Here is a 25,276-nt window from a genome sequence, read left to right on the forward strand (position 1 = left end):
ATCGCAAAATGCAGATTCCAGGCATTTGCCAGCACTTCATGAATGAGCAAGCTATATCTGCATATTCATGATGTCATGGTAAGCGGATACCAGCTTGTTCCTGACCTGCACCGTGGTCTGAAATGAGATATTGGCTTTTTGCATCGAGATCATTACATCAGACAAGCTGACTTTATCATCACCCATGGCAAATTTTTGTCCCAATTGTTGCGAACTCACTTGCGACTGATTCACACTTTCCAGAGAAGCCTTCAAAGCCTCTGCAAAGTCCAGCCTGCCAGGGGGGGCAGTATTGTCTGTCGGACTCACACCCAAACCAGAGCTGGCCTCCATTCTGGCGGCTGTCGCTTTTAATTGCGCAACCATGGCCTCAATGCGGCTTGCGTCTATGCCTCCCACTTTCATTTTGATCACCTCTAATGTCGACTTTCACATTTGCTACATTAACAGTCAGAAAGCAAATGGGAGCGTGGAAAAGAACAGTAAAGGCATCGTTTTTCCCTCGTTTGATTTTAGTATTTAAGTGGACAATCGCTATCAAGGAAAAAACCATATCTGGAATAGCAAGCATGCAATCCACTGACACATTAATCGTACAAGGTGAACTATGGCAACCGCAGACAATATAGCAATTGCCCCGCCTGGACCTGCCCTGCCGGGCATATTTGGCTTGCCGCAAACCCCTGTCACGCGCAATATCTTGCTGGCGGTCGGTGCTGCCATTACCTTGGCCATCATGGTTGGTGTCTGGCTTTGGAGTCAGACGCCTGATTACAAAGTCTTGTTTTCCAATTTTAATGACAGGGATGGTGGCGCTATTGTTGCCTCATTGCAACAATTAAACATTCCTTACAAATACTCTGAAGGTGGTAACGCCATCCTTGTCCCAGCCAATCAAGTGCATGATGCGCGTCTGAAACTGGCTTCCCAAGGCTTGCCCAAAGGCGGCAATGTAGGGTTTGAGCTGATGGAAAATCAAAAACTGGGTATCTCTCAGTTTTTAGAGCAAGTGAATTTTCAACGTGCGCTGGAAGGTGAACTGGCACGCTCTATTCAGGCAGTGTCGGCAGTCCAGACCGCTCGCGTGCATTTAGCCATACCTAAATCACAAGTCTTTATCCGCGACCAGCAAAAACCTACAGCCTCAGTCTTATTGAATCTTTATCCCAGCCGCGTGCTGGACCAGCAACAAGTCAGCGCCATTGTGCATCTGGTGGCCAGCAGCGTACCTGAGTTGTCCGCCAAGAACGTCACTATCGTCGATCAAAATGGTAATTTGCTGTCTGACACATCCAAGCAGATGGCGAACAATAGTCTTGACCCTTCACAACTTAAATACGTGCAGGAATATCAGCAAAACATTATCAAACGCATAGAATCGATTATCTCCCCTATCGTTGGGGCGAATAATGTGCGTGCAGAAGCCACGGCAGATATCGATTTCTCCCGCACCGAACAAGCAGCAGAAACCTACAAGCCAAATTCTCCGCCAGAAGCATCTGCCATCCGCAGCCAGCAAACCAGCGAGTCTTACAATAAAGGCGTCAATCCATCTGGCATACCGGGTGCCCTGAGCAATCAGCCACCTGTCCCGGCGACTGCGCCTATCGTCGCCAGCGGCGCAGCCAATACACAAACTGCAGCCTCAAATGCGGGCTTGATGCAAAAAGATTCGACCATGAATTTTGAAGTGGACAAAACCATACGCTATACCCAGCAGCCTATGGGTGGTGTAAAACGTCTCTCTGTTGCCGTTGTCATCAATTACAAAACAGAAACAGACAAAAATGGCAAAACCACGACACGTCCTTTGACTGACATAGAAAAAACCCAGATTACTGATCTGACCAGAGAAGCCATGGGCTTCAACAAGGACAGAGGTGACACACTGAACGTCGTCAACAGCCCCTTTGCCAGCCCTGAAAAAGAGCCTATAGTGGACTTACCACTGTGGAAACAGCCAGATGTATTGCAAATGGCTAAGGAAATCGCCAAATACATAGGTGTTGCCCTTGTCCTTGCCTACTTGTTTTTTGGCTTCCTGAAACCCATGTTACTTAAGATGATGGGTAAAGACAAAGAAACCCTGGAAGCAATCGAAGCTGAAAAACTAGCGCAAGAAGAGGCAGAAAAAGAGGAAGAAGAAGCCGCCATTGTGAACCTGTCGAAAGAAGCTGAGCTGCAAAATACCAGACATGGTTCCACCTACGAAATGAATCTGGAAATGGCAAAACAATTGGCAAAAGACGATCCACGTATTGTCGCTAACGTAGTAAAGGCATGGGTCAGCAATGAGTGAAGACGGAGTACAAAAAGCCGCCACCCTGATGTTGGCACTGGGTGAAGACGGGGCCGCTGAGGTCATGAAATATCTTGGACCACGCGAAGTGCAAAAGATAGGCGCAGCCATGGCTGCGATTGGCGCTATCCCGCATGAAGCCATCGCAAAGGTGCTGGAAGACTTCAAGACAGCGGCCGACCTGAGCTCCTCTGTTGGTCTGGACTCTGATGAGTATATACGTAATGTGCTGACCAAGGCCCTCGGTGATGACAAGGCTGCCTCGCTGCTGAACCGTATTTTGGGTGGCAAGGATGCAAGCGGTATCGAAAGCCTGAAATGGATGGATTCTCCCTCAGTTGCAGAACTGATCAAAAATGAGCATCCACAAATTATTGCCACCATCCTGGTCCATCTGGAAAGTGACCAGGCCTGCGAAATTCTGAATCAGTTTACCGAGCGCCTGCGCAACGATATCGTCTTGCGTATCGCCACTCTTGACGGCATCCAGCCTACTGCGCTGCGCGAACTGAATGATGTATTGACCAAGCTCCTTACCGGCAATGAAAGCCTAAAGAAAAAATCCATAGGCGGCGTGCGTGCTGCGGCAGAAATCCTGAACTTCATGAGTGGCGAGAACGAAGCCTCGGTCATGGATAATCTGCGCAAATATGATGGCGACATGGCCGAAAAAATCATGGATGAGATGTTCGTCTTTGACAACATCCTTGAAATTGATGACAAGGGCATACAGTTGCTGCTGAGGGAAGTACAATCAGACTCCCTGATCGTCGCCCTGAAAGGTGCCAACCAGGACATGCGCGAAAAAATCTTCAAGAATATGTCGCAGCGTGCAGCAGAAATGATGCGCGAAGATCTGGAATCCAAAGGTCCGGTACGCCTGTCCGAAGTCGAAGCACAGCAAAAACAAATACTGCTCATCGTCAGACGTCTGGCCGATGAAGGTCAGATCATGCTAGGTGCAAAAGGTGAGGACGCGTATGTCTAATGCCACGCGCAGTGGTGACATGACTGCTTTCCAGCGTTGGGAAATGGCTTCGTTTGGCGATAACCGGCCCGCCCAGGTGGAAGAAGTCAGAGCAGCGAATGCTCAGGTCGCTGCCCAGCAACGCGTGGAAACAGAAACTGCCCGTGAAGCTGCCAAGCAAGAAGGATTTGCCGCAGGTTATAAAGAGGCCTATGAACGTGGCCTGAAAGACGGACAGGAAACTGCCTATGCAGAAACCATGGAACAGGTGCAGGTAGAAATCCACGCTCTGCAACAAATGGCGCAGGCATTTTCAGGGCAATTGCATTCTGCATCTGAGCAAATGGGTAATGAATTGATGCACCTGGCATTGGATATGGCCCAAGCCATACTAAAGGCCAAGCTTGATGCTGACCCTACCGTGATCTTGCCCATCGTTGAAGACGCGATTGCGCAGTTGGCCAGCGTACAACAGCCAGCGCAAATCCTTCTAAATCCTGAAGATGTGGCGATGGTGAAAAATCAATTGGGTGAGACCCTGGCTGCAGATGGTTGGCGGATTGTGCCCGATAGCCATATGGAGCGCGGTGGCTGCAAGCTGGTAACCCAGCACAATCTGGTTGATGCCAGTTATTCTACGCGCTGGAAAAAGCTGCTGGACAGCATGCAAATCAGTGACTTTAAAGCAGGTTGATGTTCATGCAGGATACCTTTATCAATGACTGGAAATCCAAGCTCAACTTAAGCCGTGAGCAGATTTCACATGTGCAAACCACCACCGTGTCTGGCAGAGTCACCCGGGTCACCGGCCTGGTCATGGAAGCCGTCGGTTTAAGATTGCCAGTAGGTAGCGCCTGCAGCATACATTTGCAAAGTGGCGCAAAAATAGATGCCGAAGTCGTTGGTTTCGATGGCGACAGATTGTTTCTGATGCCGCACAGCGATCTTGACGGCGTCACGCCAGGCGCACCGGTATTCCCCGCAGAGCCAGAAGCACATGAAGTCGTTAATCACCCACGCAGACGTCCCAGCGACAGAAGCCGTCACCTGCCCGTAGGCTATGAATTATTGGGACGCGTCCTGGATGGCAATGGCCGCCCTCTTGATACTCTGGGCCCTCTCGGCACCCACGAATCCGCCCCTTTGGGTGCCCGCATTTATAACCCACTGGAACGCGCCCCTATCGTTGAAACGCTGGATGTGGGTGTCCGTGCCATCAACAGCATGTTGAGCGTAGGTAAGGGCCAGCGTCTCGGGCTGTTTGCCGGTTCAGGCGTAGGTAAGAGCGTCTTGCTGGGCATGATGGCGCGCTATACCGCTGCTGACATTATTGTGGTTGGCCTGATTGGTGAGCGGGGGCGAGAAGTTAAAGAATTTATTGAGCAAATTCTCGGCACTGAAGGCCTGGCCCGTTCTGTCGTGGTAGCTGCGCCGGCCGACGCCCCACCATTGATGCGCTTGCAAGGCGCTGCCTATGCGACCACCATTGCGGAATATTTCAGGGATCAGGGACGCAGTGTATTGCTGATCATGGATTCATTGACGCGTTATGCCATGGCGCAAAGGGAAATTGCCCTGGCCATAGGTGAACCACCGGCAACCAAGGGTTATCCACCATCCGTATTTGCCAAGCTGCCAGTGCTGGTGGAAAGAGCTGGTAACGGCAAGTCAGGCGGCGGTTCAATTACTGCGTTTTATACTGTCCTGACTGAGGGTGATGATCAACAAGACCCGATTGCAGATGCCGCCAGGGCTATTCTGGATGGTCATATCGTCCTGGACAGAACTTTGGCGGAAAGCGGACATTACCCCGCCATCGATATAGAACAATCGATCAGCCGGGCCATGCATAGCATTACATCACCAGAACATCAGGCCTTATCCAGAAAACTGAAACAATTGTATTCCCGCTATGAACGCAGCCGTGATTTGATCAGCGTTGGTGCCTATTCGCCAGGATCTGACCCACTGCTGGATGAGGCAATCCGGCTACATGGAAGAATCGTTTCATTTTTACAACAAGATATTAATGAAAAATGCAGCATTCCTGAAAGCTTGGGGCAACTTCAGGCTCTATTCAACGGATAGAAAATTCTGCCAGAGACTATACTTAAATCACCATGGCATTGAAATCACCCATTAGCACGCTGATAGAAATTACGGAGAAAGAAGTTGACGATGCCGCCAAACTTCTGGGTAAAGCCATACGTGCACATGAAGATACTGAGAAAAAACTGAATTTATTGCAACAATACCGCGATGATTACGCGCAAAGATTGCAAGATGGTGCGGCAAAAGGTTTGACCGTATCGCAATATACGAATTTTTTGTCATTTCTGGCCAAGCTGGACTCGGCTATCGATGGGCAAAAACAAGTCGTCATGGATGCAGCGCATCGTATAGTGATGGCGAAGACTGAATGGCAAGCCACTGAAAAAAAACGACTTTCTTATGACACTTTGCAAAATCGCGCACAAACGGTACTGCAAAAAAAGGAAGCGAAACGAGATCAGAAGCAAACCGATGAAATGGCTGCTCGCGCCCTCTTCTACAAGCGCTAATTTATTTACAGGTACCGCAAATGCAAGCTAATCCCATACTGACAGCGTTAGACAAATCAGGCACAACCACCAAGTCAGGTAAAAACAGCACATCTGGCAACCCTGAAATCAGCTTCAACCAAATGTTGAACAAAGAAATCTCCAGTACTAAAAAACCGGAGATGGATGTTGCGCGCCCTGTCAATAAGCCTGCCCCGCCTGCAAAAAATAATAACAACGTCAACGCAAACAATAATAATGCGGCCAACTCCGGCAACAAGCTGGCAAATAATGAAAATACTGCGCCTGCACCATCAAATGCAACAAAAGCAGATGAGTCGAATACTGACGGCACTGTAGTCAAAGAAGATGAGCTTGATGTCAAAAAAGACGATGATATCAGCGAACAAATTCTGGCTCTGGTAGGCAACCTCAATGCGGCAGCAGTTACCACAGAGGCAGTAAAAAAACCTGTCGCGAACGACATTGATACAAGCAAAAGCGATAGTCTTGCCGCTATCTCCAGCACTGATACTGCTGCCACTACCGACCTGATCGATAGCAATACAGTCGCATCGCTCGCGAAATCTGCAATTGAAAATCAGGGCAAGGTAGCAGGACAATCAGATAGTAATGCTACTGGCAAGGAACAAATCAAGCCAGAAACCCCAGCTACTCAGGCGGATATAGCAGCAATTGCCGCGCAAATGATCGCGAGTAAGGCAGATAGTAAAGCCACCGCCAAACTGACTGAAAACGGCTCAAATGCAGCCACATCGCCTATTGACAAAGATGTTGGCAAACTGACTGAGGCCATCATCCGCCCCGCTGAACTCGCCACTCCTGCACCAAAGGATGCTCTGGCAGCTAAGAGTACGACTACTACTGGCGCAGAGAAACCTGCAGAAACAACTGTTAGCGAAACTAAAGTTGATGATCTGAGTTTGAGCAAAACAATAAGTGACAAGACTGGTGACACGCGGCCGGCAGTGGCAACAGAGACGCCTAAATCGTTCGCCAGCGATATTTCTCAGGCAAAAGACGCCATGGCAGAACGGATATCCGACATCAAAACCGGCTCAGCCGCGAAAGATAGTCAGCAAGTCATGGCTCCACCCGCAGTTGCAGCAAATGCTGTCGGCAGCACGCAATTCAATGCGGCAGTTCTGGCAGCAGAACAAATCGCACCGCGCGTTGGCAGCAATGGCTGGGACAAGGCAGTAGGTCAAAAAGTCGTCTGGATGGTGGGTGAAGGCTTGCAATCAGCAGAACTGACATTGAATCCACCAGATCTGGGCCCTTTGCAGGTCGTGCTGAAGGTCAGCAACGAGCAGGCTAGCGCCAGTTTTTCTTCTGCCCAGCCTGAAGTCAGGGAAGCGCTGGAAGCCGCCTTACCACGCTTAAAACAAATGCTCAGTGATGCCGGGGTTCAATTGACAGGCTTCTCTGTGAATTCACAGGCTGCAGGTCAGGGGCAAAATTTCACACAACAACAGCCGCGCAACATTAATTCATCAAGAATTGGCACAGATGTGCCAGACAATACCATCAGTACGGCAAACACTACGCCCACCAGGATACAGACAAATAATGGCCTGGTAGATACCTTTGCCTGAGGTAAATCTCGCCCAGCCCTGCTAGCCCAAATTACCGCACTGTCTAATGACCTGCAATGGCAGTTGGATTGACATCCAGCTGCCATTGCAGCAAGCGCTTATTTCACTTTCTGACACACAAGAATTGCTCAGGCGCATCGCGATCAGCCCTACTCTCTGGAAAAAAGCCTGCACATGCATGTAGAATGGTCGTGAAAGGCTGATCCAGGCGACAAAGCAGGCTCACATCGCTTTGCAAACATTAGAGATAAGCTGAAATACGCCCTCTTTTTCTTGGATATTAAATGCCTGCTATCAAGCATAATACTTAAAAATTATGGCATTTAATGCCTACAGAGAGGAAAACCATGGCGAAAGCACCGGCCAAAGCAGCGGAAGTAAGTGATGCTCCAGCAGCAGGAAAATCAAAGAAAAAGCTCTTGATCATCATCGCCGCCGTCGTATTTTTATTGGTCGCCGTTGGCGGTGGTGCCGCTATTTTCCTGTCTAAAAAGGCTTCCTCCTCAAAAGAAAAAGAACATAAAGCTGAACCTGCAAAAGCACCTGTATTTCTGGCGCTGGAAGCATTTACAGTCAATCTGCAATCAGAAAACGGTGATAAATACCTGCAAATCAGCATGACCCTGCAAGTGCAGGATGAAGAACAGGTCACTCTCATCAAGGCCAATATGCCGCAAGTGCGCAGCCGTTTGTTGCTGCTGCTGTCCAGTAAGGATTCGACTGAAATTCTGTCGTCTGAAGGCAAGGAAAAACTGGTCAATGAAATCATAGAAAAAGTTGCCCAGCCTTTCACTCCCAAAGGCGAGCCGCAAAAAATCAGTGGCGTTTTCTTTACCTCTTTTGTAGTTCAATAAAACCATGTCAGATAATTTCCTCTCCCAGGAAGAAGTCGATGCTCTTTTAAAGGGCGTCACGGGAGATCAGGACGATTCTCAGTCACTGGAGGATACCTCCGGTGTCAGGCCATACAATCTTGCCACGCAAGAGCGTATTGTCCGTGGTCGCATGCCTACGCTGGAAATTATCAATGAGCGTTTTGCCCGTTTATTGCGCATAGGTTTGTTCAATTTCCTGCGCCGCAGTGCCGAGGTCTCGGTAGGTACGGTCAGAGTATCGAAATACAGCGAATTCATTCGCAACCTGGTGGTGCCTACGAATTTGAACCTGGTCCACATGAAGCCTTTGCGCGGCACCTCCCTGATTGTGCTTGATCCGGGACTGGTGTTCTTGCTGGTGGATAATCTGTTTGGTGGTGATGGACGTTTCCACACCCGGGTCGAGGGTCGCGATTTTACCCAGACTGAACAACGTATCATTCATCGTATTTTGGAAATCATTTTTGAGACTTATTCAAAATCCTGGGAGCCGGTGTACCCCATAGAATTTGAATATATACGTTCAGAAATGAACACCCAGTTCGCCAATATTGCAACACCAAATGAAGTTGTAGTTTCAACCACCTTCACGATAGAGCTGGGCCCAGTCAGTGGCGAAATGCATTTATGCATGCCCTACTCCACCATAGAACCTATACGCGACATACTCACCAGTAGCCTGCAAGGTGAAACACTGGAAGTGGATAAACGCTGGGTGCGTCTGATGACGCAACAGATACAGATAGCAGAAGTCGAAATAGTTGCTGATTTGGGGACCACACGTGTCACCCTGGGCGATATACTGAATATGAAGGAAGGCGATATCATCCCTCTTTCAATACCAGAAATTATTTCAGCAAAAGTTGATGGCACTCCTGTGATGGAGTGCAAATATGGTGTATTTAACGGACAGTATGCCTTGCGTGTGGAGAAGCTGATCAGCTCCAGCGTACAGGAAGTAGCACAAGGAGAAAATCATGGATGACAACGGCGAATCCCCTATCAGCGAAGATGATTGGGGTGCTGCGATTGCAGAACAGGAACGTGCAGAAGCTGCGGCGGCTGAAAAGCCTGAAGCACCACCGGCGACGGCTGCGATTTTCAAAGAATTTAGTGGCAAAAGCAGTACTGCGCCTGAAACCCATAATGACATTGACTTCATCCTGGATATCCCGGTACAACTTACTGTAGAACTGGGGCGTACCAAGATTGCCATCAAAAACTTGCTGCAACTGGCTCAAGGTTCTGTTGTAGAGCTCGATGGTCTGGCTGGCGAACCTATGGATGTATTGGTCAATGGCTGCCTGATTGCTCAAGGTGAAGTAGTTGTGGTCAATGATAAGTTTGGTATACGCCTGACCGATATCGTGACGCCTGCAGAACGCATACGCAAACTCAACAAATGAGGACGAAATTGCCTTATTTTGTACTGGCAGTGATGGCAGTCTTGAGTACCTCTGTATTTGCCGCAGAGAATGCACCGATTTCGCCCAGCGGTGGCTTAATGCAAATTGCCACAGCACTGCTTCTGGTGCTGGGACTGGTTGTCATGGCGGCCTGGCTCATGCGTCGCCTTGGCCCTATGAATGCGGGGAATAAAATCCCGGTCAAAATCATTGGTGGCATCAGTGTAGGTAATCGCGAGCGGGTGATGGTGGTGGAAGTCGGCGACCAATGGCTGATTCTTGGTGTAACAGCCAGCAATATCAACAACCTGGGCAGCATGCCCAAACAGGATGAATTGCTGAATCAGTCAGCACACGCAGCAGCAAATGATCCCTTTTCTGCCTGGCTCAAACGCACGCTGGATAAACGAACTAATGTGCGAACTTCTGAGCAAGCCACTGACCGGTCTACCGAGCGATCTGACAACAGCTAATACATTGCATGAAAATTTTGCGCTCTCATCTGCCATTCACCTGCCTGGCAATTTTACTGTGTGGACTGGCCCTGCCTGAAGCAGCCATGGCCCAGGCCAACGGTGGCTTGCAAGCCATTACCAGTACACCAGCACCCGGTGGCGGTCAAAACTACTCACTCAGCATACAGACGCTGCTGTTCCTGACAGCATTAAGTTTTTTGCCTGCAGCCCTGCTGATGATGACCAGCTTTACCCGCATCATTATCGTCTTGTCTTTACTCAGGCAAGCTCTGGGTACCCAGTCTGCCCCGCCAAATCAGGTGATGATAGGCCTGTCACTGTTTTTGACCCTATTTGTCATGGGGCCGGTGTTTGACAAAATTTACGCTGAAGCCTATCAACCCTTCACTGAAAACAAGATCACCATGCAGGTTGCCATGGATAAAGGGGCGACACCCCTGAAACAATTCATGATGAAACAAACCCGGCAAACAGATCTGGCCCTGTATGTCAAATTATCCAATACCCCTGAGCTGCAAGGGCCAGAGGATGTGCCTTTGCGGATTTTGATACCGGCCTTTATTACCAGTGAATTGAAAACCGCTTTTCAAATCAGTTTTGCCATCTTTATTCCCTTCCTCATCATCGATATGGTGGTTGCCAGCGTGCTGATGTCCATGGGTATGATGATGGTGTCACCTGCGATTGTGTCGCTGCCATTCAAGCTCATGCTATTCGTATTGGTGGATGGCTGGCAATTATTGATAGGTTCACTTGCACAAAGTTTTTACTGAGGTTCACCATGACACCAGATAGCGTAATGACATTAGGCCGCCAGGCCATGGAAGTCACCTTAATGGTGTCTGCCCCCTTATTGCTGGTGGCGCTGGGAATCGGCTTGATAGTCAGTATCTTTCAGGCAGCAACACAGATTAATGAAACCACCCTGTCCTTTATTCCAAAGTTGATAGGCATCTTTGTCACCCTCATCATTGCAGGGCCGTGGATGCTTTCCATCTTGATGGACTATATGCGTCAAATGTTTTCCAGCATCGCCACCATGGCAGCCTGATTTGCGTTACATCGCAATTCTATGATTTCCTTTTCCAGCAATGAGCTGATTGCGCTGATCAATTCCTTTATCTGGCCCCTGACCAGGATACTGGGCCTGATCGCGGTGGCACCACCGTTTGGAAATAATACTGTTCCGGTGCAAATCAAAATCGCCCTGGGCGTGGTTTTATCATTGATTGTCGCCCCTACCCTGCCTGCCATCTCTGATCTTGATCCCGTTTCTCTGAATGGCGTTTTGGTGCTGGCGCAACAGCTCATCATAGGATTGGGGATGGGCTTTGTGATGCGCGTGGTTTTTTCAGCCATAGAAATGGCCGGCGAGGTTTCTGGCCTGACCATGGGTCTGGGTTTTGCCACTTTCTTTGATCCACAAACTCAAGGTCGCTCTTCGGCTGTAGCACAATTCCTGGTACTGACTTCTACCTTGCTGATGCTGACGTTGAATGTGCATCTTTCCATGCTGGCGGCTTTAGTTGAAAGTTTTCATACGATCCCGATCACCACCACTTATCAGTCTGGTCTCAATTATCAAAAATTGGCGATTTGGGGTGAACAAATATTCAGTGTAGGCATGCATCTTTCATTACCCATCGTCGCCGCCCTGCTGGTAACCAACGTCGCCCTGGGTATATTGACGCGGGCTGCACCGCAATTGAATTTGTTTGGTATCGGCTTCCCTATTACGATAGGCGTAGGTTTTTTGATGCTGGCCCTGATCATGCCTTATCTGCTATTACCGCTACAAAATCTGTTTCAGAGTGGCATAGAAATGATGCAGTCACTAGGCCAGCCTGCCTCATTACCCATCCCGGTCAAGAGATAAAATCCATGTTGCATCAGGCATTTACTCATGAAGCCAGACTGTATAGCGTAGAACAGATACGTGAAATAGAGGCTCTCGGACTTGCCCATCAGAGTGAGGCCACGCTCATGCAAATAGCTGGCCTGGCCGCTGCAGAGTTGGCGATCAAAATTGGCGCGAGCAAACAAGTCCCAATACTGATTTTGGCTGGTCCTGGCAATAATGGCGGAGATGCTTATGAAGCGGGATATCAGTTAGCCAGGCAAGGGTATAAAGTTGCTTGCATCATGTGCGGGAAAATTGAGAAATACTCTCAAGATGCGCAAGCGGCACTGCAAAGAGCGAAAGATACAGGGCTGGAGTTTATAGAACCGGGCGCGTTGATCAATGATACGTCAGCTACGTCACGAGACTGGAGTCTGGTCATCGACGGTTTGTTCGGCATAGGTTTGAAGCGGACACCTGAGTCCGAAATCGCCAGACTGATAGAACTAATCAACAATCTCGCAGTTGAACAGGCAATCCCGGTCCTGGCAATTGATGTACCCAGTGGCTTGAATGCCGATACTGGGCAGCCTGTTAGCCCCAACAGCGCGGTTATTAAAGCCACTCACACCATCACTTTCATAGCCAATAAAACTGGTCTGCATACAGGATCAGGTAAAGACTATACGGGCAAGGTCACTGTCAATCAACTGGATATTCCTGAAGATTTTTTCCCAAAATGCCGCAGCCATTTGAATGAATGCACGTCCCTGTTACGCGCACTGACACCACGCAAGCAAAACAGCCACAAAGGCAGTTTTGGCGATGTCGTGATACTTGGAGGTGCCATGGGAATGGCCGGTGCCGCCATACTCGCTGCCAGGGCTGCGCAATACTCAGGTGCGGGACGGACTTATTGCAGCATGTTGGCAGAAGCACCCGCTTACGACAGTCTGCATCCGGAAATAATGTTTCGCAAGCTTGGCGAAGAAAGTTTGACAGGTGCAACTGTCGTCATTGGTCCTGGCTTGGGAACATCGGCCAGTGCCTATGCTTTACTCGTCAGTGCGATTCAAACTGCGCAGGCGCTCGTCATCGATGCCGATGCCTTGAACCTGATCGCCGCAGACACTAAATTGCAGGCCTTATTATTCAGCAGAAATACCCCATGCATACTCACGCCACATCCACTGGAAGCGGCCAGATTGCTAAACAAGAACGTGGCTGATATACAAAACAATCGCCCGCAGGCAGCACATGCACTGGCGCAGCAATTCAATGCGGTGATCATACTCAAGGGTTCTGGCAGTATTATTTGTAATCCAGATGGGAGTCTGCTCGTCAATACGACGGGCAACCCAGCCCTGGCCAGCGGTGGCACGGGTGATGTACTGGCAGGTGTGGCAGGTGCTTTGCTAGCGCAGGCTTGCAACAGCATGGATGCTGCCAGGATTGCTGCATGGGTACACGGTCATGCAGCTGACGAACTGGTTGCACGCGGAACAGGTCCGATAGGTTTGACCGCCAGCGAGTTATTACCAGAGATCAGATCCAGTATTAATCAATTGGCCTATCAAGCGATCACCAGCAACTGATCCAGTCTCCCATTCGAGACTTAATCAACCAGGCTATTAATCTGCTCAGGAATCAGTTTTTCCACTTCCGATGACGCATCACAGACGATGCCGGATTGCGCCAAAGCTGCGGACAGTTTTTCTATCTGCTCTTGCTGTGCAGCAGCATGATCAATCAGCTTATGCAAGACTTTGGAAATCGGGTCGTCACTGTTTTGAGTCACGCCATAAGCAGTGAATAAATGCGCGGTTTCTGAATCTGCCGAGGCGACTTCTTTTTTGATGACGTGAGCAGGATTACCAACTGCCGTACCACCAGCAGGCACAGGTTTGAGCACGACAGAATTTGAACCTATCTTGGCACCAGCGCCTATCGTAAAACCACCCAGCACCTTGGCACCAGCACCGACAATAACACCTGCTTCCAGTGTAGGGTGACGTTTTGCGCCTCGCGACAAGGAAGTACCACCCAGAGTCACGCCCTGGTAGATGGTACAGTCATCACCGATTTCTGCCGTTTCACCAATCACCACACCAAAGCCATGGTCAATGAACACCCTGCGGCCTATGGTCGCACCAGGATGAATTTCTATGCCGGTCAGTACGCGGGCAATATGGGAGATGAAGCGGCCTAGCCATTTCAAGCCACGTTTCCAGCACCATTGCGCCCAGCCATGCATGAGGATAGCCTGAAAGCCAGGATAACAAGTGATCACCTCCCAGGCATTACGGGCGGCAGGATCTTTCTTGATAATACTGGCTATATCTTCTCTCAGGCGGTCAAACATGGAATTTATATGGTTATGACGGAGGGGAATAAGATAGTAGCGCATTTCTGAAAAAGCTGCGTCCGCTACCCAAATCACCGGGCACCGGACGCTACAGGCTTACAGAAACTATGGCTTACAGACGTTGACGGCGGGCTTCGTATAGACAAACACCCGAAGCCACGGAGACATTCAGGCTTTCTACAGAACCGAACATGGGGACACTGACCAGCATATCGCAGGTTTCGCGGGTCAGGCGGCGCATGCCCTCACCTTCAGAGCCCATGACGATGGCGCAACCAACTTTGAAATCGACATCGTAGATATTTTTTTCCACTTCATCTGTAGTACCGACCAGCCAGATATCCCGATCCTTCAATTCACGCAGAGTACGCGCCAGATTGGTGACGGTGATATATGGCACTGTTTCAGCAGCACCACTTGCGACCTTGGCGGCTGTTGCATTCAAGCCCACTGCCCTGTCCTTAGGCGCGATAACTGCATGCGCACCCGCGCCGTCAGCCACCCGCAGGCAGGCTCCGAGATTATGCGGATCAGTAATACCATCCAGCACCAGCAACAAAGGCGGGCCATCAATCGCATCCAGCAATTCATCAAGATTGCGTGCCAGTGACAATTCACTGGCCTTCGCTACTACGCCCTGATGGCGACGCGTGCCGACGATGTTGCTGAGGCGCTGATCATCCGCCGGGATGATGCGCACACCAGCAGCTTTTGCTGCCTGCAACAGGTCTTTCATACGACCATCAACGCGGGAAGAATCTACATAGATTTCTTCGACGGAAGAGGCTTCATGACGGATCCGGGAGGTCACCGCATGGAAACCAAAAATCATTTTACTTTTCATTTCATTCTTTTCTTTACATGCTTTTCTTTAAGGTACTAACGTCTTTTCTTCGCTGACTTACCGGCAGCAGCTGGTGCTTTTTTCTTTGCACTGACAGCAGCAGGCGAAGATTTCTGGCGACGTCCACCAGAAAAACTTTCTTCTTTCACTTTCTTGGCCGGGGCGGCTTTACCGCCTCTGTCATAATTTGCCACGGCTTTTTCTTCAGGAACCAGCAGCGCTTTCTTGGCACTGGCAGCACCCTTGCGATTTTTCTCATTCGTAGCTGCACCACGAGCATCCACCAAACCTGCAGAGCGTGGCGACACGGCCTGGACTATGGCCAAATCTATCTTGCGGGCGTCCAGGTCAACACGGCTGACTTGCACTGTAACTTTGTCTGTCAACTGATAGCGTTTGCCGGTACGTTCGCCGCGCAACTCATGGCGTGCCTCGTCATACTGGAAGTAATCCGCGCCCAATTCAGTCACATGCACCAGCCCTTCGATGAAAATTTCATCCAGCTGAACAAAGATACCAAACTGTGTCACACCGGTGATCATGCCTGTGAATTCTTCGCCGACCTTGTTGCGTATGAAATAGCACTTGAGCCAGGCTTCCACATCACGTGATGCTTCGTCAGCACGACGCTCATTGGCAGAACAGTGGACACCGAGCGCATCCCAGATTGTCTGTTCTTTTTCTTCTTTTTTCTTGCCAGCTGCCTTGTCAGCAATCTGCTGTTTTCTGGTGGCATTCGATACTGAAGTATTCAAGAGCGTCAGATCTATACCCTTGGGCTCGTATTTGCGACCCTGCAAAATAGCCTTGATGGCTCTATGCGTCAGCAAATCGGGATAACGGCGTATCGGGCTGGTAAAGTGGGCATAGGCGTCGTAAGACAAACCAAAATGGCCGATATTGTCCGGGCTGTAAACCGCTTGCTGCATGGAGCGCAATAACATGGTTTGCAAGAGCGTTGCGTCTGGCCTGCCTTTGACCTTCTTCATCAACTCGGCATAGTCAGATGCTGCTGGCTTATCACCACCACCAAGGAACAGACCAACTTGCTTCAGGAAATTTCTGACCTGGGTCAGCTTCTCTTTGGTCGGGCCGGCATGGATGCGGTAAGTGCCTGGATGTTTATAAGTTTCCAGCAAATTTGCTGCACAGACATTGGCTGCCAGCATGCATTCTTCAATCAGCTTATGCGCATCATTGCGTGTACGCGGCAATATCTTTTCTATCTTGCCAGCAGGGTTGCAAACGATATAAGTTTCTGTCGTTTCAAAGTCGATGGCACCACGCACCTGGCGGGCCTTCAATAAAGACTGGAATACCTCATACAAATGCAAGAGATGCGGCACCAGAGTCAGGCGCTTGGCAGCTTCCGGCCCTTTGGTATTGCCGAGTATGGCTGCCACTTCGGTGTAGGTGAAACGCGCGGCAGAATGGATAACTGCTGGATAAAACTGGTAAGCCGTGACTTCGCCATCCTGCGTAATCACCATATCGCAAACCAGCGTCAGGCGATCGACATCAGGATTAAGCGAGCACAGGCCATTCGACAGACGTTCTGGCAGCATAGGTATGACCCGGCGTGGGAAATACACCGAAGTACTGCGCAACAATGCCTCTTCATCGAGCGCATCATTGGGGCTGACATAATGACTGACGTCGGCAATCGCAACGATCAGCCTGTGGCCTTTGCTGCGGCCTATCTTGACCGGCTCACAGTAAACGGCATCATCAAAATCGCGGGCGTCTTCGCCATCTATCGTCACCAGCGGGATATCGCGCAGATCTACGCGATCTGTCAGATCACTATCCCTGACTTCTGAAGGTAATTTGGCCGCAGCTTTTTTTACTGCTTCAGAAAATTCATGTGGCACGCCAAATTTTCTGACGGCGATTTCGATTTCCATACCAGGGTCATCAACATCACCCAGTATTTCAACGATCTTGCCGACTGGCTGAGCATAACGGGTTGGCTGCTCAGTCAATTCGACGCTGACAACCTGGCCAGCCTTGGCTTTGCCTGGTGCACCAGTGAGTAAGATATCCTGGCTGAAGCGCTTGTCTTCAGGCGCGACTATCCAGACGCCGTTTTCATTGAGAAGGCGGCCAATAACATGGGTATTGGCTCTGTCCAGTATCTCAAGAATGCCACCTTCCAACCGGCCACGTCTGTCAGTACCGACTACACGGGCCATGACGCGGTCACCATGCAAGACCTTTTGCATTTCGCGCTCAGGCAGAAACAGGTCTTCACTGCCATCATCAGGAATCAGGAAACCATAGCCTTCGCGATGACTGCTGACTTTGCCGCTGATGAAATTATCTTGATTGGCGATGGAATAATTTCCACCTTTATCTACTTTGACTTGCCCATCTCTTTCCATCGCGTTTAATCGTCGTGTCATGCCATCTAACTCCTCAGGTTTCACTGACAGCACCTCTGCAATCGCAGTCGCTGTCATTTTTGCCGTGTTAGTACGTAGAACACCCAGTATCTCTTCGCGACTGGGGATGGGGTATGAATGCTTGTTCAAATTTTGTATTTTTTCTTAAAAAAGTTAATTTGGCTTACGCCAAAATCTTATCAGGCCATAGTTTACTGTAGCAAACCTCTTTCGCCTAACAATTCTTGTATTGGCTAGGTAGCTCATCTTGACAAATGCCTGGATTAATTTATAATCTTGTTCTTCGTTGCCCACGTGGCGGAATTGGTAGACGCGCATGGTTCAGGTCCATGTGCCTTCGGGTGTGGGGGTTCGAGTCCCTCCGTGGGCACCACAAATTTGAGAGCCCGCTGATGAAAATCAGCGGGCTTTTTCAATTCCGGATTCACTTTTGCAAGTATATGCAAGAAACCACTCCTTTCCATATCATCACTTGTTTGTTGTAATGATACTGCTGCACACCCCTGCCCCACTCCAATCGCATTCAAAAATATTTCCCCAAAACCAGTCAGATACTCTATAATTACGCCTTCCGTTGCCCACGTGGCGGAATTGGTAGACGCGCATGGTTCAGGTCCATGTGCCTTCGGGTGTGGGGGTTCGAGTCCCTCCGTGGGCACCACAAATTTGAGAGCCCGCTGATGAAAATCAGCGGGCTTTTTCAATTCCACTTCAGATTTTCTCATTCGCACGCTCTGCATCACGCTCCGTATCATAGTACTGCATTCTCATTCGAGGGTCGCTTGCAAGGCCAGAGTAAGCACGATACACGGACCGATAAAAAGCTGCCAGTGGTGCCATGCTGGCACACCACCGCCAAAAAAAACGGAAGCAAATAGCTTCCGTTTTTTGACTAGCAATTATGCTGCGCCCTTTTTCAACCAGGCATTCAACTGATGCGGTCTGATACTGTCGTATTCTTCGAAAGGCTGATGTATCCAGGGATTGTTTGCCAGATAGTCCAGATAATAGTCTGGAGCTACTGATGAACATGCCTTGTACCAGATCACTGCTGACTTTACTTCAGTCACCGCAGGGAAGTTTTCACGCAAATGCACGAGCACTTTTTCCAGTGTGACACCAGAGTCAACCAGGTCATCAACCACCAGGACTTTACCTTGCAGTGCGCCCTTGGTCATGGAAATATACTTTCCTATGTCCAGAGAACCCTGCACTGTGCCTGATTCTTCGCGATATGAGCTGGTCGACAAAATCGCCAGAGGCACATCAAAAATTCTGGAGAAAATATCGCCAGGACGTAAGCCGCCACGGGCGAGGCAAAGCACTTGGTCAAACTTCCAGCCAGACTCATGCACTTTCAATGCAAGCTGCTCGATGGAACGATGATAGGCTTCCCAGGAAACCCATAAGTCCTTGTCTGTAGATGCAGGCATATTCATATTTTTATTTTTCCTTCTTAGATAAACGGGTGCCTTAACACGATGGTTTCTTCGCGATCTGGTCCGGTTGAGACCATATCGACAGGAACACCAACCAGCTCCTGAATACGCATGATGTAATTGCGGGCATTGACTGGCAAGGCATCCATGCTTTGCGCGCCGACTGTACTATCAGACCAGCCTGGCATTTCTTCATAGATGGCTTCACAGCGAGCCGCTTCTTCAGCGCCGACCGGGAAGATATCAACAACTTTGCCATCAACTTTATAACCGGTACACAGCTTCAATGTTTCCAGACCATCCAGCACGTCCAGTTTGGTCAGGCACATGCCAGACACGCCATTGATTTGCACAGAGCGCTTCAACAAGGCGGCATCAAACCAGCCGCAACGACGGGCACGGCCGGTGACTGTACCAAACTCATGACCAACACTGGCCAGATGCTTGCCTACTCCTGCATCAGTTGGCAATTCAGACGGGAATGGACCAGAACCCACACGCGTTGTGTAAGCCTTGGTGATACCCAGAATGTAATGCAACATATTCGGACCAACACCAGAGCCTGCAGCTGCATTGCCAGCTACGCAATTACTGGAAGTAACGAATGGGTAAGTACCATGATCGACGTCCAGCAAACTGCCTTGTGCACCTTCAAACAAAAGGCTGGCACCTGCCTTATGCGCAGCATACAAGGCGCTGGAAACGTCTGCCACCATAGGACGGATACGCGGCACATTGGCTAGCGTGTCATCCAGGGTTTTTTGGAATTCAACTGCTGGCGCTTTCAGATAATTGGTGAGCACAAAATTGTGGTAATCCAGATTATCACGCAGCTTTTCAGCAAAACGCTCTTCATTGAGCAAATCAGCTACACGGATCGCGCGACGGGCAACTTTGTCTTCATAGGCCGGGCCTATACCTTTACCGGTAGTGCCGATCTTGGCAGCGCCACGGGCTATTTCGCGCGCCGCATCAAGGGCAGTGTGATACGGCAAAATGACCGGGCAGGCTTCTGAAATCTTGAGACGGGAAGCAACTTCAACGCCATTTGCTTGCAGCTTGTCAATTTCACGCAAGAGATCAGGCACAGACAAGACCACGCCATTACCGATATAGCATGCCGTACCAGCACGCATGATGCCTGATGGTATCAGTTGCAAGGCTGTCTTCTGCCCACCAATAACCAGCGTATGACCAGCATTGTGTCCACCCTGAAAGCGCACGACGCCTTGAGCGTGATCCGTCAACCAGTCAACGATTTTCCCCTTGCCTTCATCGCCCCACTGGGTACCGATTACGACCACGTTTTTTGCAATTTTAGTTTGTGTCATCACTCAACCTACATTTTGAAGAATCCATTTACCCGCATCGAAAATGAGTGCGCGATTGCAGTCAAATTCGTCTTGTTCGTTCTCGTGTCCTGGCAGACTTTGAATCACAATTTCGCCTTCGCCACGCAATGCGGCGATTTTTTCCCGTAAGGCGGGATCACTGCCCCAGGGAGCGCGGATTGCGTCTTTTCTCTCGGCAGAAGGTAGCAGACGCGCCAGTTCACGCAAATCCAGAGAAAATCCGGTCGCCGGGCGTGAGCGGCCAAAAGCCTCACCCACATGATCATAACGACCACCCCGTGCAACCGCATTTGGCAAACCAGGTACAAATACATTGAACATCACACCGCTATGATAGTGGTAGCCACGCAAATCAGCGAGGTCTATCGTGACATGGGCCGTGCCTGTCAAACGCACCAGATGCTCAAGCTCATCCAGCGCTGTTTGTATGCCTTCGAATGCCGGCAATACAGTACGCGCTTTTTGAATAATAGAAATATCACCATATAAACCTGGCAAAGCCATCAATGCCGCTCGCACTTCAGGAGAAAAATCCTGGCTGAGCTTGTCGATGCTAGGCAAGTCTTTCGCTTCAAGCAAGGCATACAGGGTATTTTCTTCCGCCTTGGCCAATGGGTCAGCCGCCAATAAGGCACGTAAAACACCAACGTGGCACATATCGAGCCTGACATCTTTGACATGCGCCAGGGCCAGGCAAGCCAATACCAGCTCTTGAATTTCAGCATCTGCTTCCAGGCCAGCATGGCCATAGATTTCCGCGCCGATTTGCAAGGGCTCACGCGTCGCATGCAAGCCAGATGGCTTGGTATGCAAGACGCTACCTGCGTAGCAAAGACGGGTCACTGTACGGCGGTTTAACAGATGGGCATCAATACGGGCCACTTGCGTGGTCATATCAGCACGCAGACCCATGGTGCGCCCAGAGAGTTGATCCACCAGTTTGAAGGTACGCAAATCCATGTCCTGACCAGCTCCAGTCAGCAGGGATTCTATGTATTCCAGCATGGGAGGCATAACCAGCTCGTAGCCATACAATCTAAAATTATCCAGCAATACACGGCGCAACTCTTCTATCTTGCGTGCTTCCGATGGCAAGATGTCAGCAATATTTTCAGGTAAAAGCCAATTCGGCATGAAGAACAATCAAAAAAAACAAGAAATTAATTTAGTCTATCCGACAAACAGCGATCTGCACAAAATTTGTGCAGATCGCTGTCGTCGCTACAATCACAACATATAGTGGGGTACTACTTACCCTTTACTGCCGGGCTATTACCACTTACTGAGGACGGCCCCTTAAAATATTTAAAGAACTCAGAATTTGGGTCTACTACCAAAACATCATTCTTACTCTTGAATGATGCCGTATACGCGTCCAGACTGCGATAGAATTTATAAAATTCTGGGTTTTGACTATACGCTTGTGCATAGATTTGCGATGCCTCTGCATCACCCGCACCGCGTATTTTTTGCGCATCACGGTTAGCTTCTGCCTTGATCACCAGTCTTTGCTTGTCAGCATCTGCACGAATTTCTTCGGATTCTGCCGCGCCAGTAGAACGCAAGCCATTTGCTTCGCGGGTACGTTCTGCCTTCATACGATCATAAACCGAGTTATTTATCTGCTCGACATAATCTACACGCTTGAGACGAACGTCAATAATCTCAACGCCAATATGCTTGGTTTCATCAGACACTTTTTTCTTGATGGCATCCATGACCTTACCGCGCTGAGTGGAGATTACTTCACCCACTTTACGCTTGGTTATTTCATCATTCAAGGCAGCTTTGATGATTTGCGACATTCTATCCTGCGCCCTGCGTTCTTCGCCATTGAAACTAACGTAATACAGACGTGGGTCTTTAATACTCCATTTGACATAAGAATCAACCAGAATATTTTTCTTTTCAGAAGTCACGAAGCGATCTGCTGAATTGGTGTCAATAGTCAAAATGCGCTTATCCAAAAACAACACATTCTGGAATGGTGGCGGCAACTTGAAATGCAAACCAGGTTCGCTGATCACAGACTTGACTTCACCCAAAGCAAATACGATGGCATGTGAACGTTGATCAACGACAAAAATAGTCGAGTATGCAACTAAAATTGCTGCACACAGTGCAATGATGAAGGTAGCTAACTTATTCATTATCTGCCCTCCCTGTCACGTGTGTCGCGATTATCTTTTGATCTTCCATCCTTACCATAACGCATTTCCACAGTAGGAATCTGTTCCGCAGCAGGTGCTGCCAATTGGGCTGGCGCAGCGGGCTTGACTACAGATTGATCAGCTTGATTAATCATCTTATCCAAAGGCAAATAAATCATGTTATTGCCAGTCTTGGTGTCCACCATCACTTTGCTGGTGCTGGAGAATATTTGCTGCATAGCCTCCATATACAACCTGTCTCTGGTAATTGCCGGCGCTTTTTGATATTCGGTCAGCACTTGCTGGAAACGCGATGCACTACCCTGAGCGTTGGCAACTACACTGGCTTTATAGCCTTCTGCCTCTTGTATCATGCGAGACGCTTCACCTCGCGCCTTGGGAATCACATCATTGGCGTAAGCTATACCTTCGTTTTTCAGGCGCTCTTTATCTTGCTTGGCTTTTTGCGCATCTTCAAAAACAGCCTGAACTTGCTCAGGCGCTTGCACATTTTGCATAGTTACCTGAGCGACTTGCACGCCCGAACGATAAGCATCCAGAATTTTCTGCATTCCTGCATTCACATCCAAGGCGATTTTTTCACGGCCTTCATACAACACAAAATCCATAGAGCTTTTGCCGACAATCTCACGGACAACGGCTTCAGCCACCTGGCGTATCATCTCTTCCTGATCGCGGTTGTTATACAACCAGTCAGCAGCATTATTTAATTTATATTGAACGGCAAATTGAATATCGACGATATTTTCATCATCAGTCAACATCAAAGATTCGCGTTCCTTGGAACCCTTTTTGTAGCCGATTTCTACTGTCCTGACCTGTGACAGATTGACTATCTCATGCCCCTGAATAGGGTAAGGCCAACGCCAGTTAAAACCAGCAGCCGTCTGATGGCTGAATTTACCAAACGTGGTAATGACAGCTGTCTGACCTTCTTGCACGATGAAGAAGCCGCTGGATAACCACATCAGGGCAATCACGGCAACTATCAGGGAAGCACCGATTTTAGCGCCTGCTGAGTCTGGTGAAAAATTACCACCATTGCCGCCGTTATCGCCACCATTTTGTCCCAGCAAACGCCCCAGTTTTTGGGTGAAGTCTTTCCACAACTGATCAAGATCAGGCGGGCCTTCAGGCGGTTTTTTATTGTCTGGTTTATTATTGTTTTGGTTATTGTTCTGCGAACCACGCCCCCATTGCGGATCATTTATGGACATGGTCAAACCAATTCTTTTGAGAAGTGAAACAAGCATTCTGTCGCTATCCAATGAATAGTGGGTTGGACTACTGAAAATCAAAGCGGGCATCAACTGCCTCTGGGGTTGCTGATTGCACAATGCCAGACATTTTTGCCAATGCGAACTCGGCTATGGATTCGCGTAATAAACCTATACCTGCCCCAGTGCGAGCGCTCAAAAAAACCCTTTGGATTTTATCACACTCATCCACCTCGACCGATGGTTCCAGGCCAGCAAGATCTATCTTATTCCATACAAGTATCTGTGGAATATGATCAGCACCAATTTCCTGCAGCACTTGATTGACTTGTTGAATCTGGTCGAAGCGCACAGGACTACTTGCGTCCACTACATGCAATAACAAGTCCGCGTGTATTGTTTCTTCCAATGTAGCCCGAAATGCAGCAACCAGTTGATGCGGCAATTCCCTAATGAAACCTACCGTATCAGAAATTACAACACTCCCTGCATCACCAAGATAAAGTCGGCGTGAAGTGGTATCCAGCGTTGCAAACAATTGGTCGGCGGCATAAGCTCCCGCTTTTGTCATTGCATTGAACAAACTTGACTTACCAGCATTGGTGTAACCAACCAGAGAAACCGATAAGGTATTGCTACGCCCACGGGACCGTCTTTGGGTTTCTCTTTGTTTATGCAGCTTGTCGAGCTTTTGCTTGAGCATTTTGACCCGATCGCCCAATAAACGACGGTCAGTTTCCAGCTGGGTTTCACCTGGACCACGCAAGCCTATACCACCCTTTTGCCTTTCCAGATGCGTCCAGCCGCGTATCAAACGCGTGGCCAGATGTTGCAACTGGGCCAATTCTACTTGCACCTTACCCTCGTGACTTTGGGCGCGCTGGGCAAAAATATCCAGTATCAAACTGGTGCGGTCCACCACTCTGACCTTCAGGTGGCGTTCCAGATTTCTTTGTTGCGCTGGAGAAAGTGCATGATTGAATATGACTATATCCAGCGCAGCATCGGCGACAGCATGCGCAATCTCATCGGCCTTACCACTACCAACAAAAAAAGCAGCATCAGGACTGGATCGTTTGCAAGTGATGGTTGTGACGGGCTCCGCCCCCGCAGATTGCGAGAGCAAAGATAGTTCTTCCAGACTGGCGGCAAAGTCGTCCTTACCGAAATCAACACCGACTAAAGCGGCGCGCATAGACGACTTCTTTAATTCAGTACTCAAAAATTACTCTGCCTCTGGCTCAGTGTTGATGCTGACAGCGCGCGCTGGCACGACGGTGGAGATAGCATGCTTGTAAACCATTTGCGTCACAGTATTGCGCAGCAAAACCACATACTGATCGAAAGATTCGATATGGCCTTGTAACTTGATGCCATTGACCAGATAAATTGATACAGGAATATGTTCTTTACGCAAAGCGTTCAGAAATGGGTCTTGTAATAATTGCCCTTTATTGCTCATAACAG

At 49.2% G+C, this 25,276-nt stretch carries 25 protein-coding genes and 2 tRNA genes; 16 read left to right on the forward strand and 11 right to left on the reverse strand.

Going from position 1 to position 25,276, the window contains the following annotated elements:
• Positions 1–51: 51 nt before the first annotated feature.
• Complete coding sequence (gene fliE / locus ACO0LD_RS24755; RefSeq protein ID WP_423010934.1) at positions 52–405, reverse strand: flagellar hook-basal body complex protein FliE; 354 nt, start codon at positions 403–405, stop codon at positions 52–54.
• A gap of 202 nt (positions 406–607) precedes the next feature.
• On the opposite strand from fliE, the gene fliF reads away from it, so the two are divergent.
• From fliF to ACO0LD_RS24825, 14 genes are all read left to right on the forward strand, one after another.
• Positions 608–2,299: a flagellar basal-body MS-ring/collar protein FliF gene (fliF, locus tag ACO0LD_RS24760; RefSeq protein WP_423010936.1), complete on the forward strand. Its 1,692-nt coding sequence runs from the start codon at positions 608–610 to the stop codon at positions 2,297–2,299.
• The gene (gene fliG, locus ACO0LD_RS24765; protein ID WP_423010938.1) at positions 2,292–3,287 is read left to right on the forward strand and encodes a flagellar motor switch protein FliG; all 996 of its coding nucleotides are present in this window, start codon (positions 2,292–2,294) and stop codon (positions 3,285–3,287) included. The genes fliF and fliG overlap by 8 nt, the downstream gene beginning before the upstream one ends.
• Positions 3,280–3,960 (forward strand): flagellar assembly protein FliH, encoded by a 681-nt coding sequence (locus ACO0LD_RS24770; protein ID WP_423010940.1) that lies wholly within the window; start codon positions 3,280–3,282, stop codon positions 3,958–3,960. Before fliG ends, ACO0LD_RS24770 begins: the two co-directional genes overlap by 8 nt.
• Complete coding sequence (gene fliI / locus ACO0LD_RS24775; RefSeq protein ID WP_423010942.1) at positions 3,960–5,354, forward strand: flagellar protein export ATPase FliI; 1,395 nt, start codon at positions 3,960–3,962, stop codon at positions 5,352–5,354. Before ACO0LD_RS24770 ends, fliI begins: the two co-directional genes overlap by 1 nt.
• A 32-nt stretch (positions 5,355–5,386) precedes the next feature.
• Positions 5,387–5,827, forward strand: coding sequence for a flagellar export protein FliJ (gene fliJ / locus ACO0LD_RS24780; RefSeq protein ID WP_423010944.1), 441 nt, complete (start codon positions 5,387–5,389; stop codon positions 5,825–5,827).
• Between the two features lie 20 nt (positions 5,828–5,847).
• On the forward strand, positions 5,848–7,422 hold the full coding sequence (locus ACO0LD_RS24785) for a flagellar hook-length control protein FliK (RefSeq protein ID WP_423010946.1): 1,575 nt from the start codon (positions 5,848–5,850) through the stop codon (positions 7,420–7,422).
• Between the two features lie 347 nt (positions 7,423–7,769).
• Positions 7,770–8,276, forward strand: coding sequence for a flagellar basal body-associated protein FliL (gene fliL, locus ACO0LD_RS24790; protein WP_423010948.1), 507 nt, complete (start codon positions 7,770–7,772; stop codon positions 8,274–8,276).
• A gap of 4 nt (positions 8,277–8,280) precedes the next feature.
• Entirely contained in the window at positions 8,281–9,282 is a 1,002-nt protein-coding gene (gene fliM / locus ACO0LD_RS24795) for a flagellar motor switch protein FliM (protein ID WP_110253184.1), read from the forward strand.
• Positions 9,275–9,703, forward strand: coding sequence for a flagellar motor switch protein FliN (gene fliN / locus ACO0LD_RS24800; protein ID WP_423010950.1), 429 nt, complete (start codon positions 9,275–9,277; stop codon positions 9,701–9,703). The genes fliM and fliN overlap by 8 nt, the downstream gene beginning before the upstream one ends.
• A complete protein-coding gene (gene fliO / locus ACO0LD_RS24805) occupies positions 9,700–10,176 on the forward strand; it encodes a flagellar biosynthetic protein FliO (RefSeq protein ID WP_423010952.1) in 477 nt (158 codons plus the stop codon). Before fliN ends, fliO begins: the two co-directional genes overlap by 4 nt.
• Before the next feature lie 8 nt (positions 10,177–10,184).
• Positions 10,185–10,952, forward strand: a complete 768-nt coding sequence (gene fliP / locus ACO0LD_RS24810; RefSeq protein WP_423010954.1) for a flagellar type III secretion system pore protein FliP — start codon at positions 10,185–10,187, stop codon at positions 10,950–10,952.
• An 8-nt stretch (positions 10,953–10,960) separates the two neighbouring features.
• Complete coding sequence (gene fliQ / locus ACO0LD_RS24815; RefSeq protein WP_162058734.1) at positions 10,961–11,230, forward strand: flagellar biosynthesis protein FliQ; 270 nt, start codon at positions 10,961–10,963, stop codon at positions 11,228–11,230.
• 21 nt (positions 11,231–11,251) lie between these two features.
• Positions 11,252–12,055 carry a flagellar biosynthetic protein FliR gene (gene fliR / locus ACO0LD_RS24820; protein WP_423010956.1) on the forward strand — a complete coding sequence of 268 codons (804 nt, stop codon included), beginning with the start codon at positions 11,252–11,254 and terminating at the stop codon, positions 12,053–12,055.
• Between the two features lie 5 nt (positions 12,056–12,060).
• Entirely contained in the window at positions 12,061–13,614 is a 1,554-nt protein-coding gene (locus tag ACO0LD_RS24825; RefSeq protein WP_423010958.1) for an NAD(P)H-hydrate dehydratase, read from the forward strand.
• Between the two features lie 20 nt (positions 13,615–13,634).
• Here the strand turns inward: ACO0LD_RS24825 and cysE are convergent, their stop codons facing one another.
• The 3 genes from cysE to rnr all read right to left on the reverse strand — a co-directional run bounded on the left by cysE (position 13,635) and on the right by rnr (position 17,759).
• On the reverse strand, positions 13,635–14,381 hold the full coding sequence (cysE, locus tag ACO0LD_RS24830) for a serine O-acetyltransferase (protein WP_423010960.1): 747 nt from the start codon (positions 14,379–14,381) through the stop codon (positions 13,635–13,637).
• Positions 14,382–14,496: 115 nt separating this feature from the next.
• The gene (rlmB, locus tag ACO0LD_RS24835) at positions 14,497–15,228 is read right to left on the reverse strand and encodes a 23S rRNA (guanosine(2251)-2'-O)-methyltransferase RlmB (RefSeq protein WP_423003757.1); all 732 of its coding nucleotides are present in this window, start codon (positions 15,226–15,228) and stop codon (positions 14,497–14,499) included.
• Positions 15,229–15,263: 35 nt separating this feature from the next.
• Positions 15,264–17,759, reverse strand: a complete 2,496-nt coding sequence (gene rnr / locus ACO0LD_RS24840) for a ribonuclease R (protein ID WP_423010962.1) — start codon at positions 17,757–17,759, stop codon at positions 15,264–15,266.
• Between the two features lie 159 nt (positions 17,760–17,918).
• Between rnr and ACO0LD_RS24845 the strand changes: the two genes are divergently transcribed.
• A tRNA-Leu gene (locus ACO0LD_RS24845) sits at positions 17,919–18,003 on the forward strand.
• A 203-nt stretch (positions 18,004–18,206) separates the two neighbouring features.
• Positions 18,207–18,291 (forward strand) — tRNA-Leu (locus tag ACO0LD_RS24850).
• A gap of 238 nt (positions 18,292–18,529) precedes the next feature.
• Here the strand turns inward: ACO0LD_RS24850 and ACO0LD_RS24855 are convergent.
• From ACO0LD_RS24855 to hfq, 7 genes are all read right to left on the reverse strand, one after another.
• On the reverse strand, positions 18,530–19,063 hold the full coding sequence (locus ACO0LD_RS24855) for a phosphoribosyltransferase (protein ID WP_423011099.1): 534 nt from the start codon (positions 19,061–19,063) through the stop codon (positions 18,530–18,532).
• Positions 19,064–19,086: 23 nt separating this feature from the next.
• Positions 19,087–20,400 carry an adenylosuccinate synthase gene (locus ACO0LD_RS24860; RefSeq protein WP_423010964.1) on the reverse strand — a complete coding sequence of 438 codons (1,314 nt, stop codon included), beginning with the start codon at positions 20,398–20,400 and terminating at the stop codon, positions 19,087–19,089.
• A gap of 3 nt (positions 20,401–20,403) precedes the next feature.
• The gene (locus ACO0LD_RS24865) at positions 20,404–21,555 is read right to left on the reverse strand and encodes an ATP phosphoribosyltransferase regulatory subunit (protein WP_423010966.1); all 1,152 of its coding nucleotides are present in this window, start codon (positions 21,553–21,555) and stop codon (positions 20,404–20,406) included.
• 113 nt (positions 21,556–21,668) lie between these two features.
• A complete protein-coding gene (gene hflC / locus ACO0LD_RS24870) occupies positions 21,669–22,571 on the reverse strand; it encodes a protease modulator HflC (protein WP_423010968.1) in 903 nt (300 codons plus the stop codon).
• A complete protein-coding gene (hflK, locus tag ACO0LD_RS24875) occupies positions 22,571–23,845 on the reverse strand; it encodes an FtsH protease activity modulator HflK (RefSeq protein ID WP_423010970.1) in 1,275 nt (424 codons plus the stop codon). Before hflK ends, hflC begins: the two co-directional genes overlap by 1 nt.
• A gap of 31 nt (positions 23,846–23,876) precedes the next feature.
• The gene (hflX, locus tag ACO0LD_RS24880) at positions 23,877–25,004 is read right to left on the reverse strand and encodes a GTPase HflX (RefSeq protein ID WP_423010972.1); all 1,128 of its coding nucleotides are present in this window, start codon (positions 25,002–25,004) and stop codon (positions 23,877–23,879) included.
• A gap of 30 nt (positions 25,005–25,034) precedes the next feature.
• Positions 25,035–25,271, reverse strand: a complete 237-nt coding sequence (gene hfq, locus ACO0LD_RS24885) for an RNA chaperone Hfq (protein ID WP_162041076.1) — start codon at positions 25,269–25,271, stop codon at positions 25,035–25,037.
• Positions 25,272–25,276 lie beyond the last annotated feature (5 nt).

Origin of the sequence: Undibacterium sp. Ji83W (assembly GCF_049340385.1) — a bacterium.
Taxonomy (GTDB): Bacteria; Pseudomonadota; Gammaproteobacteria; order Burkholderiales; family Burkholderiaceae_D; genus Undibacterium.